The sequence below is a fragment of the Pseudomonas sp. LS-2 genome, assembly GCF_003605735.1.
Classification (GTDB): Bacteria; Pseudomonadota; Gammaproteobacteria; order Pseudomonadales; family Pseudomonadaceae; genus Aquipseudomonas.
Genome location: NZ_QXTJ01000003.1, coordinates 1 through 13,503 on the forward strand (window position 1 = coordinate 1; position 13,503 = coordinate 13,503).

At 57.2% G+C, this 13,503-nt stretch carries 15 protein-coding genes; 8 read left to right on the top strand and 7 right to left on the bottom strand.

Translation table 11 applies throughout. From position 1 onward, the window contains the following. Positions 1–377: 377 nt before the first annotated feature. Positions 378–1,577 carry a tyrosine--tRNA ligase gene (gene tyrS / locus D3M70_RS01940; RefSeq protein WP_120123919.1) on the bottom strand — a complete coding sequence of 400 codons (1,200 nt, stop codon included), beginning with the start codon at positions 1,575–1,577 and terminating at the stop codon, positions 378–380. A 212-nt stretch (positions 1,578–1,789) separates the two neighbouring features. Between tyrS and D3M70_RS01950 the strand changes: the two genes are divergently transcribed. After that, a complete protein-coding gene (locus D3M70_RS01950; RefSeq protein ID WP_120123923.1) occupies positions 1,790–3,226 on the top strand; it encodes a peptidoglycan DD-metalloendopeptidase family protein in 1,437 nt (478 codons plus the stop codon). A 3-nt stretch (positions 3,227–3,229) separates the two neighbouring features. Next, a complete protein-coding gene (locus D3M70_RS01955) occupies positions 3,230–4,321 on the top strand; it encodes an anhydro-N-acetylmuramic acid kinase (protein WP_120123924.1) in 1,092 nt (363 codons plus the stop codon). A gap of 60 nt (positions 4,322–4,381) precedes the next feature. Here D3M70_RS01955 and erpA read toward each other — a convergent pair whose 3' ends face one another. Continuing rightward, positions 4,382–4,732 carry an iron-sulfur cluster insertion protein ErpA gene (erpA, locus tag D3M70_RS01960; protein ID WP_110951636.1) on the bottom strand — a complete coding sequence of 117 codons (351 nt, stop codon included), beginning with the start codon at positions 4,730–4,732 and terminating at the stop codon, positions 4,382–4,384. A gap of 154 nt (positions 4,733–4,886) precedes the next feature. After that, the gene (gene argC, locus D3M70_RS01965; RefSeq protein WP_120123926.1) at positions 4,887–5,921 is read right to left on the bottom strand and encodes an N-acetyl-gamma-glutamyl-phosphate reductase; all 1,035 of its coding nucleotides are present in this window, start codon (positions 5,919–5,921) and stop codon (positions 4,887–4,889) included. 134 nt (positions 5,922–6,055) lie between these two features. On the opposite strand from argC, the gene hemJ reads away from it, so the two are divergent. The 5 genes from hemJ to coq7 all read left to right on the top strand — a co-directional run bounded on the left by hemJ (position 6,056) and on the right by coq7 (position 9,492). Then, positions 6,056–6,481: a protoporphyrinogen oxidase HemJ gene (gene hemJ, locus D3M70_RS01970; protein WP_120123928.1), complete on the top strand. Its 426-nt coding sequence runs from the start codon at positions 6,056–6,058 to the stop codon at positions 6,479–6,481. A 45-nt stretch (positions 6,482–6,526) separates the two neighbouring features. After that, a complete protein-coding gene (locus tag D3M70_RS01975; protein ID WP_120123929.1) occupies positions 6,527–7,450 on the top strand; it encodes a DUF805 domain-containing protein in 924 nt (307 codons plus the stop codon). A gap of 57 nt (positions 7,451–7,507) precedes the next feature. Then, positions 7,508–8,293, top strand: a complete 786-nt coding sequence (locus D3M70_RS01980) for an SDR family oxidoreductase (RefSeq protein ID WP_120123931.1) — start codon at positions 7,508–7,510, stop codon at positions 8,291–8,293. Between the two features lie 88 nt (positions 8,294–8,381). Then, entirely contained in the window at positions 8,382–8,720 is a 339-nt protein-coding gene (locus D3M70_RS01985) for a histidine triad nucleotide-binding protein (protein WP_120123933.1), read from the top strand. 124 nt (positions 8,721–8,844) lie between these two features. Beyond that, on the top strand, positions 8,845–9,492 hold the full coding sequence (gene coq7, locus D3M70_RS01990; RefSeq protein ID WP_120123934.1) for a 2-polyprenyl-3-methyl-6-methoxy-1,4-benzoquinone monooxygenase: 648 nt from the start codon (positions 8,845–8,847) through the stop codon (positions 9,490–9,492). A 73-nt stretch (positions 9,493–9,565) separates the two neighbouring features. On the opposite strand, the gene D3M70_RS01995 is transcribed toward coq7, so the two are convergent. After that, a complete protein-coding gene (locus D3M70_RS01995; protein ID WP_062385162.1) occupies positions 9,566–9,988 on the bottom strand; it encodes an OsmC family protein in 423 nt (140 codons plus the stop codon). Between the two features lie 207 nt (positions 9,989–10,195). On the opposite strand from D3M70_RS01995, the gene crp reads away from it, so the two are divergent. Beyond that, positions 10,196–10,840, top strand: a complete 645-nt coding sequence (crp, locus tag D3M70_RS02000; protein ID WP_120123936.1) for a cAMP-activated global transcriptional regulator CRP — start codon at positions 10,196–10,198, stop codon at positions 10,838–10,840. Between the two features lie 34 nt (positions 10,841–10,874). Here crp and D3M70_RS02005 read toward each other — a convergent pair whose 3' ends face one another. Genes D3M70_RS02005 through trpD form a run of 3 tightly spaced genes read right to left on the bottom strand, consistent with a single transcriptional unit; the run spans position 10,875 to position 13,489 of the window. Next, the gene (locus D3M70_RS02005) at positions 10,875–11,570 is read right to left on the bottom strand and encodes a lipoate--protein ligase family protein (RefSeq protein ID WP_120123938.1); all 696 of its coding nucleotides are present in this window, start codon (positions 11,568–11,570) and stop codon (positions 10,875–10,877) included. Between the two features lie 36 nt (positions 11,571–11,606). Next, positions 11,607–12,443, bottom strand: a complete 837-nt coding sequence (gene trpC / locus D3M70_RS02010; protein ID WP_120123940.1) for an indole-3-glycerol phosphate synthase TrpC — start codon at positions 12,441–12,443, stop codon at positions 11,607–11,609. After that, positions 12,440–13,489, bottom strand: coding sequence for an anthranilate phosphoribosyltransferase (gene trpD / locus D3M70_RS02015; RefSeq protein ID WP_120124413.1), 1,050 nt, complete (start codon positions 13,487–13,489; stop codon positions 12,440–12,442). Before trpD ends, trpC begins: the two co-directional genes overlap by 4 nt. Positions 13,490–13,503: the final 14 nt, after the last annotated feature.

Below are 13,503 nucleotides of genomic sequence, written 5' to 3' on the forward strand. Positions count from 1 at the left end.
CGAATTGCTTGATTCAATTGTTAAAGAGCGGTTGGTTAAGAGCCTTTCGTCTCAACCGAGGCGCGCATTCTACAGCGCCCTCTGTATCTGTCAAGCGGTTATTTCAAGAAGTTTTCAAAGTTTCCTTTTCAACTTCAACCACTTGCGCTTCGTTCGACTTGGCGTCTCACGTCAGCGGGAGGCGAATTCTACAGCGTTACAATCTGCTGTCAACCACCTTTTTCACCGCTGTCGATTCAAGCATCTGAATCGAAGCACTTCCTCGCTATTTACTTTGTCCAACTCTTTGATTCTCAAGGAGTTTTCCGTTTCGTCTGCGCCGGAAGTGGGGCGAATTATAGAGAGATTCAGAGGAGCGTCAAGCACTTATTTAAACTTTATTCCAAATCCAACGTTACACGGCCAAAAGCCTTCTTACCGGCCTGACAAACATGGGTAGCGCCGAGCTTAAAGATAAAGCTTCGATCAACAACCTCTCCATCTATACGCACACCGCCCGACGCCAGCAGGTCACGAGCAACGGCGGAGTTCTTCACCAGGCCTGCCTTATTAAGGACAGCGGCGATCGGCATGTCTTCAGCGCCCGACACGCTGATCTCCGGCAGATCGTCCGGCAGCTCGCCATCCTTCATGCGGTTACCTGCTGAACGGTGAGCCGAAGCAGCCGCCTCTTCACCATGAAACCGGGCAACAATTTCTTCGGCGAGCTTGATCTTTATGTCTCGCGGATTGGCACCGGCTTCGCATTCAGCCTTGAAGCTAGCAATCTCTTCCATGGAGCGGAAGCTCAACAGCTCGAAGTAACGCCACATCAGCGCATCCGGGATGGACACCAGCTTGCTGTACATGATGCCCGGCGCCTCCTGGATACCAACATAGTTACCCAGCGACTTGGACATTTTCTTCACGCCGTCCAGGCCTTCGAGCAACGGCATGGTCAGAACGCATTGTGCTTCCTGACCATAAGCGCGCTGGAGCTCACGCCCCATCAGCAGGTTGAACTTCTGATCCGTACCACCCAGCTCGACGTCAGCGCGCAGGGCCACCGAGTCATAACCTTGCACCAACGGGTAAAGGAATTCGTGAATAGCGATAGATTGATTCGACTTGTAGCGCTTGTCGAAGTCATCACGCTCAAGCATGCGCGCTACCGTGTACTGGGACGACAGGCGAATGAAGTCGGCAGGACTCAGCTGATCCATCCACGTGGAGTTGAACGCGACCTCCGTTTTGGTAGGGTCGAGAATCTTGAACACCTGCGCCTTATAGGTTTCGGCATAGTCAAGCACTTGCTCACGAGTCAGCGGCGGGCGGGTCGCACTTTTCCCACTCGGGTCACCGATCATGCCGGTGAAGTCGCCGATCAGGAAGATGACGTGATGGCCCAACTCCTGGAACTGACGGAGCTTATTAATAAGCACCGTGTGACCAATGTGCAGATCGGGCGCCGTCGGGTCGAAACCGGCCTTGATGCGCAGTGGCTGACCACGCTTAAGCTTCGCGACCAGTTCGGACTCGACCAGGAGTTCATCCGCGCCACGCTTGATCAGCGCTAGCTGCTCTTCAACCGACTTCATAACAGCCCCGTAATGCCTTATTTCAAAGGGAAACAACCATACAAGATCACCGCCCAAATACAAGTTCTGACCACAGAAGGCCGACGAATCACGGAACGATCCGTACACGAGCTTGCCTCAGGGAGGATTTGGTTATATTTTATACAGTTATTTCATCTTCATCATGTCATTCATCTTTTCCATTTCATCTTTTTTCAAAGTCAAAATTACCTATGAACGACACTCCGCCTAAAGCGCCTCCGCTTTATCCGAAGAGCCATCTGCTAGCTGCCAGCGGTATCGCAGCCTTGCTGAGCCTGGCCCTTCTGGTTTTTCCATCCAGCGATGTCGAAGCCAAAAAAACCAATCTCGCTCTCGAGCTGGACACCCCGGCCGACCAACTCAAGCAAGAACAAGACGCTCAGAATCAGAACAAAGCCACAGACGAGACGACGGTTTCCCCATTTGCGCAAATCGACAACGGCGCAGACGAGCCTGAAGACACTGCGAAAACTGAGCCGCAAGCCCTGCCGGCCGCCGCTGAGGCTGTAGTCGCGGCCAAGAATCCAGGACACAAGGAAATCGTGGTGTCCAAGGGCGATACTCTTTCCACGCTGTTCGAGAAAGTAGGTCTTCCACCCGCCGCGGTTCATGAAGTTATCGCTAGCGACAAGCAAGCCAAGCAATTCAGCCAGCTGAAAAACGGCCAGGTGCTTCAGTTCGAACTCACACCGGACGGCAACCTCAAGCAGCTGCACAGCAAAATCAACGATCTGGAGAGCATCAGCCTTTCCAGAACCGATAAGGGCTATACATTTACCCGCGACGTCAGCAAGCCCAACGTGCGCACTGCCTATGTGCACGGAGTGATCAACAACTCCCTGTCGCAGTCAGCGCAACGCGCGGGCCTGAACCACAGCATGACGATGGATATGGCCAACATATTCGGCTATGACGTCGACTTTGCTCAGGACATCCGCAAGGGCGACGAGTTTGACGTGATCTACGAGCAGAAGGTCGTCAACGGTAAGACTGTCGGTACCGGCAACATACTGTCCGCCCGCTTCACCAACCGTGGCAAGACTTACACCGCGGTGCGTTACACCAACAAACAAGGCAATACCAACTACTACACGGCTGACGGCAATAGCATGCGCAAGGCGTTTATCCGCACCCCTGTGGAATACGCCCGCATCAGTTCCATGTTCTCCATGGGCCGCAAACACCCCATTCTGAACAAGATCCGCGCTCACAAAGGCATCGACTATGCAGCGCCTCGCGGCACGCCGATCAAGGCCACGGGCGATGGCAAGGTAATCCTCGCTGGTCGCCGCGGTGGTTATGGGAATACCGTAATCATCCAGCACGGCGAGACATACCGCACGCTGTATGGCCACATGCAAGGTTTCGCCAAGGGTATTCAGAACGGCAGCAGCGTCAAACAAGGCCAAGTCATCGGCTATATTGGAACGACGGGCCTGTCGACCGGTCCGCATGTACATTATGAGTTCCAGGTAAATGGCGTTCACGTAGACCCACTGGGTCAGAAACTGCCAATGGCAGATCCTATCGCCAAGTCCGAAAAACAGCGGTTCATGCAGGAAAGCCAACCTTTGATGGCTCGTATGGACCAGGAAAAGGCCACCATGCTGGCCTCGAGTAAGCGCTGACCCATGACTTTATATGTAGGTGTAATGTCCGGAAGCAGTCTAGATGGACTCGACTTCGCGCTCGTAGAACAGGATGACCGACCACGTCTGCTCGGCACCTATTACATTCCCATGCCTGACGACTTGCGCGCCGAGCTTCTGGGGTTATGCTCAAGCGGGCCGGATGAATTGGCTCGCGCCGGCATTGCCGAGCAGAAGTGGGTGCATCTGGCAGCGCAGGGCGTCCTCGCACTGCTGGATCAGCAGAATGTGTCCGCAGGCGAAGTTCGCGCTATCGGGAGCCACGGTCAGACTATTCGTCACGAGCCTGCGCGCGGCTTCACGATCCAGATCGGTAATCCTGCGCTGCTGGCCGAGCTGACGGGTATTACCGTCGTCAGCGACTTCCGCAAGCGAGATATCGCTGCCGGTGGTCAGGGTGCGCCGCTGGTACCGGCATTCCACGAAGCGCTGTTCGATGACAACAAGGACTATCGTGCAGTCCTGAACGTTGGCGGCTTCAGCAACCTTAGCTTGATCGAGATAGACAAGCCCGTGTCCGGCTTCGACTCCGGCCCCGGTAACGTTCTGCTCGATGCCTGGATTCAAGCTCAGCGTGGCCTGAGCTATGACAAGGACGGCGCATGGGGCGAGAGTGGCACCGTCAATGCCGACCTGCTCAAGTCCATGCTCACTGATCAGTTCTTCCAGACCAAAGGCCCAAAAAGTACCGGCCGTGAGGTATTCAATCTTGGCTGGGTTCATCACCACATGTTTCAGTTGCCCACACTTAAACCCGAAGATGTGCAGGCAACTCTGCTGGAACTGACCGCATTGAGCATCACGGAGTCGCTGCAGTCGGCTCAAGCGCAAACCAAGGAGTTACTGGTATGTGGCGGTGGCGCGCACAACAAGGCGCTGATGGCACGACTGGCTGCCCTGCTGCCGAACACCAAGGTGTCGAGCACGGCTGACTTCGGTGTGGATCCAGACTGGGTCGAGGCTATGGCGTTTGCCTGGTTGGCTCATTGCGCACTTGAAAGCGTGCCGGCGAACCGCCCCACTGTCACCGGAGCCAAGGGACTGCGCGTTCTGGGTGCCATCTACCCGGCATAACGTTCACGGCACAGCAAAACGCCGCGCATATGCGCGGCGTTTTTGTTTACAGCGGATAACTCAGATCGAGAACGAAGAACCGCAACCACAGGTCGTCGCAGCGTTGGGGTTCTTGATCACGAAACGGGAGCCTTCGAGACCTTCCTGATAATCCACTTCTGCACCCGCCAGGTACTGGAAGCTCATGGGATCGACAACCAGGCTCACACCCTCGCGCTCGACGATGGTGTCATCGTCTGCAACGTCTTCATCGAAAGTAAAACCGTACTGGAAACCGGAACAGCCGCCGCCAGTCACGAATACCCGCAACTTCAGACGGTCATTGCCCTCTTCGTCGACCAGGGTTTTCACTTTGTGCGCTGCACCAGGCGTGAATTCCAAAGCCGTAGGAGTGAAGGATTCGACGCTCATGCTCAATATCTCCCGGCGTTAAGCCGTCATAATGCGTAATGCGCGCATTATCCGCTTGTCCTAGAAAATTGGTCAACTATTTGAGGCGCAGCGGCACGCTGCAACCGACAGGCCGCAAGCAGGCATACATGCTCATGCGGCCCGCAGATTACCGTTATGGCAGAAGCGCTGCATGGGACAAGCCCATGCGCTCGTCGAGTTCAAACATGATGTTCATGTTCTGCACCGCCTGACCAGACGCGCCTTTGACCAGGTTGTCGATGACCGACAGCACCACCACCAGGTCGCCATCCTGAGGACGATGTACCGCGATGCGGCAGACATTCGCGCCGCGGACACTGCGCGTTTCCGGATGGCTGCCAGCAGGCATTACATCGACGAACGGTTCATTGGCATAACGCTTTTCGAACAACGCCTGCAGATCCACCGACTTGTCGACAACGGTCGAATAAAGCGTCGCGTGAATACCGCGGATCATCGGGGTCAGGTGAGGCACGAAGGTCAGACCGATATCACCACCCGCTGCGCGACGCAGCCCCTGGCTGATTTCAGGCAAATGGCGATGCCCTTTGACGGCATAGGCCTTGAAGCTCTCACTGGTCTCGGCATACAGCGAACCGACGCTTGCACCACGACCAGCGCCGCTGATACCTGATTTGCAGTCTGCAATCAAACGCGTCGGGTCGGCGATCCCCGCTTCGAGCAGGGGCAGGAAACCCAACTGGGTCGCGGTCGGGTAGCAACCCGGCACAGCGATCAGACGCGCGCCTTTGATTTTTTCGCGATTGACCTCAGGCAAACCATAAACAGCTTCGTTGAGCAGTTCCGGAGCACCATGGGGCTGGTTGTACCACTTGGCCCACTCAACCGGGTCCTGCAGACGGAAGTCGGCCGACAGGTCGATAACCTTGGTGCCTGCAGCGAGCAGCTCCCCGGCCAGCGCGTGCGCGACGCCGTGGGGAGTGGCAAAAAACACCACATCACACGCACCCAACACTTTTACATCCGGCACGCTGAAGGCCAGACCGTCGTAGTGGCCGCGCAAGTTCGGATACATGTCAGCAACAGGCAAGCCTGCTTCGGAGCGTGAGGTGATCGCAACCACTTCAGCCTGTGGATGCTGCGCCAGAAGACGTAGCAACTCGACGCCGGTGTAACCCGTGCCGCCGACGATACCGACCTTGACCATAACCTACCCTCAACGAAACCACTGGAAAGCCGCTGATAATATGAGTCCATCGCCCTTGGGACAACCGGGAACGTGACGTACGGGCACGCTAGCCACTACTATTTGCGCCACCGTGATCCTGGAAAATAACCAAAATGCTCTATCTGTGGATAAAAGCACTGCACATCGTTTCGATCGTCTGCTGGTTCGCCGGTCTGTTTTACCTCCCCCGTCTTTTCGTTTATCACGCCATGAGCGAAGACGCTGTCAGCCGCGAACGCTTCTGCACCATGGAGCGCAAGCTGTATCGAGGCATCATGGGCCCGGCGATGATTGCCACGCTGGTGTTCGGCATCTGGCTGCTTACACTTACCCCGGGATTTCTGCAGCAAGGCTGGATGCACGCCAAACTGACCCTGGTGGTCGTGCTGATCGGCTATCACCACATGTGTGGCGCACAGGTAAAAAAATTCGCTAGAGGCGAAAATGGCCGCAGTCATGTGTTTTATCGTTGGTTCAATGAAGTTCCGGTACTGATTTTGCTGGCTATCGTCATTCTCGTGGTGGTCAAACCGTTCTGATCCAAACCCCACAGCTTCATTTCTCCCAAGACAAGGAAGCCCAGCATGGCCGAGCTCTTCAAGATCGTTTTCGAAGGACAGCTGCGAACGGGCGTCGATCTGGAAACCGCTCGGCTGAATCTGGCGCAGCTGTTCAAAAGCGATGTGTCCGACATGGATCGGCTGTTCACGGGAAAACCCGTGACGGTCAAGCGGGGCTTGAATCGCGAGGACGCCCAGCGCTATCTCAAGGCATTGAATGACGCTGGAGTGGACGCAAACATCGAGCCCGAGCAGCCCGTGACCTGGACGCTTGAAGAGATCGACGAGGCTGTCGCGCCGCGACCCGCCTTCGAACCCGCCGCATCGCCCTATGCGCCACCCAAGTCATCAGTCGCCAACGACTGGCCAGCCGTTGGTGAACTCAGAGTGTTCACTGTGCAAGGCCGTATCGGACGTCTGCGCTATCTGGCCTGGACCATGGTGCTGACCCTGGTGGGGCTACTATTGGCGTCGTTGTGTTTTGGCATCATGAGCCTGTCGCTGGTTGCCGGGGGTTTGCTGGGCAGCGTTCTACTGCTGGCTTTTGTGGTGATCAGTATTCAGATGGGGGCGCAGCGCCTGCATGACGCAGGTTGGTCTGCCTGGTTGCTGTTGCTCAACCTCGTGCCTGTCGTCGGCAGTTTCTTCCCTCTTCTGATGATCGTCATCCCCGGAAATGACGGCCCGAATCGTTACGGTCCGCCACCGCCCCCTAACACCCGGTCAATCAAGCTGCTGGCCATCGCCTGGATATTCGTCCTGGCGCTGATTTTCCTCGGGGCGATGATGGGCGGTCTGCAGAGGATTCAGGAAGAAGTGGAGGCGACGACCGGAGAATACGAACAGACCTTGCCCTACGATGATGACTCGGACGACGCCACACAACCGGTTGTTCCCGTCGATCCTGCAGATTCTGGTGACTCTTCCGACAGCGAAGACGACCAATAACTGTCTGGCAGCATGGACGTTGTCTCTACACCTGCTACACACGCATTGGAGAACTGCATGACCCGTTACGCCCTGGTCACAGGTGCATCCAGCGGTATCGGCCTGGCGATGGCCGAAGCCTTGGCCCGCCGTGGCCGCAATCTGATTCTGGTCTCTCGTCATCGGGATATGCTTGAGAGCATTGCGATCGAATTCACCCAGCGCTTTGGCGTAGAGGTGTTGTTTCGTGCCTGCGATCTGGGTGAGCCGCTCCGGCTTTCGGGCTTTCTCCTGGAACTGGAAGAAGGCGTACGGCAGATCGACCTGTTGGTGAATTGCGCGGGCATTGGCAACAGCGGGCCTTTTCTCGCGCAGGAATGGGCTCAGGAGCAGGACCTACTGGACCTCAACGTCCTGGCCCTCACTCGCTTGTGTCACACGGTTGGCAACCTGATGGCTGTGCAGGGAGGCGGGCAAATTTTGAATGTCGCCTCGATCATGGGCTTCCAGCCGGGGCCATGGATGAGCACCTATGCGGCGAGCAAGGCGTACGTGCTGCACTTCTCCGAAGGGTTGCGCGAAGAACTGAAGAAAACCGGCGTGAAGATTTCGGTGCTCTGTCCCGGCCCTACACGCACTTCGTTCTTCCGCACTGCGCAGCTGAGCGCGGACAAGTTCACCAACGACAAGTCCATGACCGCTGAGGAGATCGCTCTCTACACCGTCCGCGCCATGGACAAAAACCGCGCGATCATCATTCCCGGCAGACGCAATCGCTTCCTCAGTCGTCTGCCGCGATTGGCCGGGCGCTGGATGACGCGAAAAATCTGGGGGTCGATGCTGAAGTCACGTACGTCAGCCTGAGCCCGAGGTCGGTAATAAACGACTGGGCGTGAGTCGAAGCGCTCAGTACACTCGGTCAATTACCCACAAGAAACGGAGAGACAAGGCTGTGGAAACTCTGTTCACCAAGATCATCAATCGGGAGATTCCGGCGAAGATCATCTATGAAGATGACCAGGTGCTGGCCTTTCACGACATCGCCCCTCAGGCGCCGGTGCATTTTCTGGTCATCCCGAAAAAACCGATCCGCACCCTTAACGACGTGACCGAAGAAGACAAAGGCCTGCTCGGCCACATTCTCTTCACTGCCCAGCGACTGGCCAAGGAGCTTGGTTGCGGAGACGGCTTCCGCGTAGTCATGAACACCAATGAGAAAGGCGGGCAGACCGTTTATCACATTCACATGCACGTGTTGGGCAACCGTCAGATGACTTGGCCACCGGGCTGAGTCGGGATTTCAACGACTTACTCCCGCCGAGCGTCTACCACGCGCTTCGGCGGGCTGACGCAGGGCAAGCCTCGTCACCTCGATTCAGGTAGACTTGCCGCCGTGGATTCATCCGGAGGTGCCCATGGCTACCGAACGTCACTACTCCCCTATAGACCGTTTCCTTCTGCAGGCTGATGCTGCGATGAAGACGCTGCTGCCCGCCAGCGCGCACTCTCACCGCCCCTCCCCCGCCATTGTCCGACCTGACACCAAGCTGAGCGAGACCGACACCAAACATGTCGCCGGCCTCATGCGCATCAACCATACCGGCGAAGTCTGCGCTCAGGCGCTGTATCAAGGTCAGGCCCTGACCGCCAAGTTACCCCATGTGCGGAAAGCCATGGAGCATGCCGCTGAAGAAGAAATCGACCATCTGGTGTGGTGCGAGCAGCGCATCCGTCAATTGGGCAGTCATACCAGCGTGCTCAACCCACTGTTCTATAGCATGTCATTCGGGATCGGAGCGGTGGCAGGCTTGATCAGCGACAAGGTCAGCCTCGGCTTTGTGGCCGCCACCGAAGATCAAGTCTGCAAGCATCTGAACGAACACCTCGAGCAACTGCCGGTCGAGGATGAAAAGTCCCGGGCGATTCTCCAGCAGATGCGCACCGACGAAGAGCAGCACGCCGAAGGTGCGATTCAGGCAGGCGGTTTTCGCTTCCCTGCACCCGTGAAGTTCGGCATGAGCATGCTGGCCAAGGTCATGACCAAAAGTACGTACCGGATCTGACCGTCCTTCGCATACGCAAATGCAAAAAGGCGCCTCGATGGGCGCCTTTTCGTTTTCAGGTTCAAGCGGTCGCTCAACCCAGCTCGATGATTTCGTAATCGTGGGTGATCTCGACGCCGGCATTACCCAGCATGATCGACGCCGAGCAGTACTTCTCGGCTGAAAGCTCGATGGCGCGCTTGACCTGGGTTTCTTTCAAGCCGCGACCCTTGACCACGAAGTGCAGATGAATTTTGGTGAAGACCTTAGGATCTTCAGTCGCGCGTTCGGCCTCCAGAAACGCCTCGCAGCTTTCGACCGGCTGACGGGCCTTCTTGAGAATGCTGACGACATCGAAGTTGCTGCAGCCGCCGAGACCGATCAGCACCATTTCCATCGGGCGAACACCCAGGTTACGACCGCCGCTCTCCGGTGGGCCGTCCATCACGACCACGTGACCGCTGCCCGACTCGCCGAGGAACATGGCCTCACCCGCCCATTGAATACGCGCTTTCATCCCCAGGACTCCACTGCTTGAAAAAAGGCGGCCAGCTTAGCACAGGGGGGAGAAGTCGCTGCGTGGACCAGAAATGTCGGTAAACGATAGAAATGTAGGAATTATCTGAAAAAATGGCGATTTGCCGCTGTGGAGCTGTGTCAAATCAGAAATACTGCCGATACCTATAAGAATGCCTCCGGGCGCAGTTTTTTACGGGATACAGCCATGGTTGCCATCGCCCCTGCGAACAAAGTGAAACTGGTCGACAAACTTCTTCCCCATGCTCAGCGTCGGCGCTGCGCCGCCAAGAGCAATATTATTTGCGCCGGAGAGGACTCCGAGTCGCTGTACCTGATCATCAAGGGTTCGGTAACGATCCTGATCGAGGACAACGAGGGGCGCGAGATGATCGTCGCCTATCTCAACAGCGGCGATTTCTTCGGTGAACTGGGCCTGTTCCAGCAAACGAGCATCGGTCCGCAGCGTAGCGCGTGGGTTCGCGCAAAGACCGAGTGCGAGGTCGCCGAGTTCAGCTACGCCAAATTCCGCGAGTTGAGCCTGCATGATCCTGAACTGATGTACGCAATCGGTGCGCAAATGGCCGAACGTCTGCGCAATACCACGCGCAAGGTCGGTGATCTGGCATTTCTCGATGTCACCGGACGGGTAGCGCGCAGCCTGCTGGACCTGTGCAAACAGCCAGATGCCATGACCCACCCGGATGGTATGCAGATCAAGATTACGCGTCAGGAAATCGGCCGTATCGTCGGCTGTTCACGGGAGATGGTCGGGCGTGTACTCAAGGCCCTGGAAGAACAGAAGCTGGTGCATGTGCGCGGCAAGACGATGGTGGTCTTCGGTACTCGCTGAAATCGGCAATGGTTCGAAAACGCACCGACAGCGGCTATAGCCGGGCGAGCATGCCCGCGTAGCGCTCACTTAAACGGGCAAGAAAGTCCGGGGCGGCGAACAGTTCGTGCAAGGCAACGTGACTGCCTGCGCGACAGCGCTGTTCCAGATCGCACATCTGATTGAAGCGGTTCACGGCATCGACCATGTCGATCCGCTCGTCATCCAGCAGCATCGCGCCGTGTGCCAGAACAACAGGCCGCTGCCCACCCTGACTCTGACGCCAGCGTTGAGCGGTGCCGACCATCTTGCGGTCATTCAGGTTGACGTTGAAACGACCGTCGCAGAAAGCGCCATCAACTTCACCTAAAGAAGCGGCGCCTCCTAGCTCCGTCAGCACATCGAGCATCGGCTGACACAAGCGCATGTAGGCATTTTCGATTCGATCCCGGTCGGCATCAGACTTGGGCTGAACATAGACCAGTGCCACGTTCACCGTCGCCGGAGACTGCGGAACCGGCTCACCACCGCTTTCTCGCAGCAGAACCGGCCAACCGATGTCAGCCAGGGTTTCGCTGGCTTCGGTGAATCCGCCCAGACGACTCAAACGTCGAGGCATCACCAGTGCGTGGTCACTCGGCCGCCAGAACAGCAGACCATGATCGGCATCGCCGGCACAGACCGATGAAAGCAGATCCTGCTCAGCCTTCAGCCCGGCTTCTACGCAGATATCAATTACCTGAGTGGTCATGGTGAGCCTTTGTTAAGACGGTTACACGGGTTTGCCTCAATCCAGAACGCTGGACTTGATCGCCGTGCCCTTCTCCGGGAAGAAAAGACGCTGCAGTTCCACGCCCGGTTTCTCCGCGCGCATGAACGCTTCGCCAACCAGGAAGGAATAGACGTCGTTGATTTCCATCAATTCGACATCGGCACGATTCAGGATGCCGCTCTCGGTGATCACCAGACGATCGCGCGGAATGCGCGGCAGCAGGTCCAGTGTGGTTTCCAGGCTGACGTCGAAGGTGTGCAAATTGCGGTTGTTGATACCGACCAACGGGGTGTCGAGGGTTTTCAGCGCACGCTCCAGTTCGTCACCGTCGTGGACTTCAACCAGCACGTCCAGTTGGTTGGCCTTGGCGACTGCCGCCAGCTCGGCCATCTTCACGTCATCCAGAGCCGAGACGATCAGCAAAATGCAATCAGCGCCCAAGGCGCGAGCTTCAACCACCTGATAGGGATCGATCATGAAGTCCTTGCGGATCACGGGCAGCGAACACGCACCACGGGCCTCTTTCAGGTAGGCGTCGGCACCCTGGAAGAAGTCGATGTCGGTGAGTACCGACAGGCAAGTGGCGCCCCCGGCCTCGTAGCTCTTTGCGATTTCAGCGGGCTGAAAATTCTCGCGAATCACGCCTTTGCTCGGCGAAGCCTTTTTGATCTCCGCGATCACCGCGGGCTGTTTGCGCTTGGCCTGTTCAATCAGCGCCTTGGCAAAACCACGCGAGGCATCGGCGGTGGAGACCAGCGTCTCGAGCTCCGAGAGGCTGACGCTGGCACGGCGCGCAGCCACTTCCTCAGCCTTGCGGGCAAGGATCTTTTCCAGAACCGTCGGCACACTCATCCTTCATTCTCCTGTTTGAATACCGCGGTAAACGCACCCAGCTCCTCAAGCTTCTCGCGAGCAAGGCCTGTGTGCAGCGCGTCGTGAGCCAGTTCCACGCCCTCTTTCAACGAAGCGGCATGGTCAGCAGCATAGAGGGCCGCACCCGCATTCAGCACAATCATCTCGGCGGCTTTCTGACCGTTATCGGTCTTGCGACGCCCCAGAGCGTCACGAATCAGCTCCAGCGACTGCGCCGGGCTGTCGACCACCAAGCCAAAGAGGCTCTGGCTTTTCATGCCCAGATCCTCCGGCTGCACCCAGTACTCCGTCACTTCACCGTTTTTCAGCTCAGCAACGAAGGTCGGCGCTGCGAGACTGAATTCGTCCAGACCGTCCTGGGAGTGAACCACCAGTACGTGTTTACTGCCCAGACGCAACAGCACTTCGGCAAGAGGACGGCAGAGGGCCTGACTGAACACGCCTACCACCTGATGCTTGACGCCTGCGGGGTTGGTCAGTGGACCCAGCATGTTGAAGATCGTGCGCAACCCCAGATCCTTGCGCGGACCAGCGGCGTGTTTCATAGCGCCGTGATGGGTCTGGGCAAACATGAAGCCAATGCCCACGCTGTCGATGCAGCGCGCCACCTGGACTGGCGTCAGATTCAGATAGACGCCCGCCGCCTCCAGCAAATCGGCGCTGCCGCTCTTGCCCGACACAGCGCGATTGCCGTGTTTGGCGACGGTGCAGCCTGCCGCCGCGATCACGAATGATGCCGCCGTCGAAACGTTGAAGATGTTTGCACCGTCGCCGCCGGTGCCAACGATGTCGACCACGTTATCGAGGGTTTTGAGTTCAACCTTGTCGGCCAGCTCGCGCATGACAGAAACCGCGCCGACGATTTCGTCGATGCTTTCGCTCTTCATGCGCATGCCCATCAGAAAAGCGCCGATCTGCGCCTGCGTGCACTGACCGGTCATGATTTCGCGCATCACATCGCGCATTTCGTCGGTGCTCAGGTCCAGTTGCGTGACAACCCGCCCCAGCGCCGTCTTGATATCCATTGCCATTTCGAATT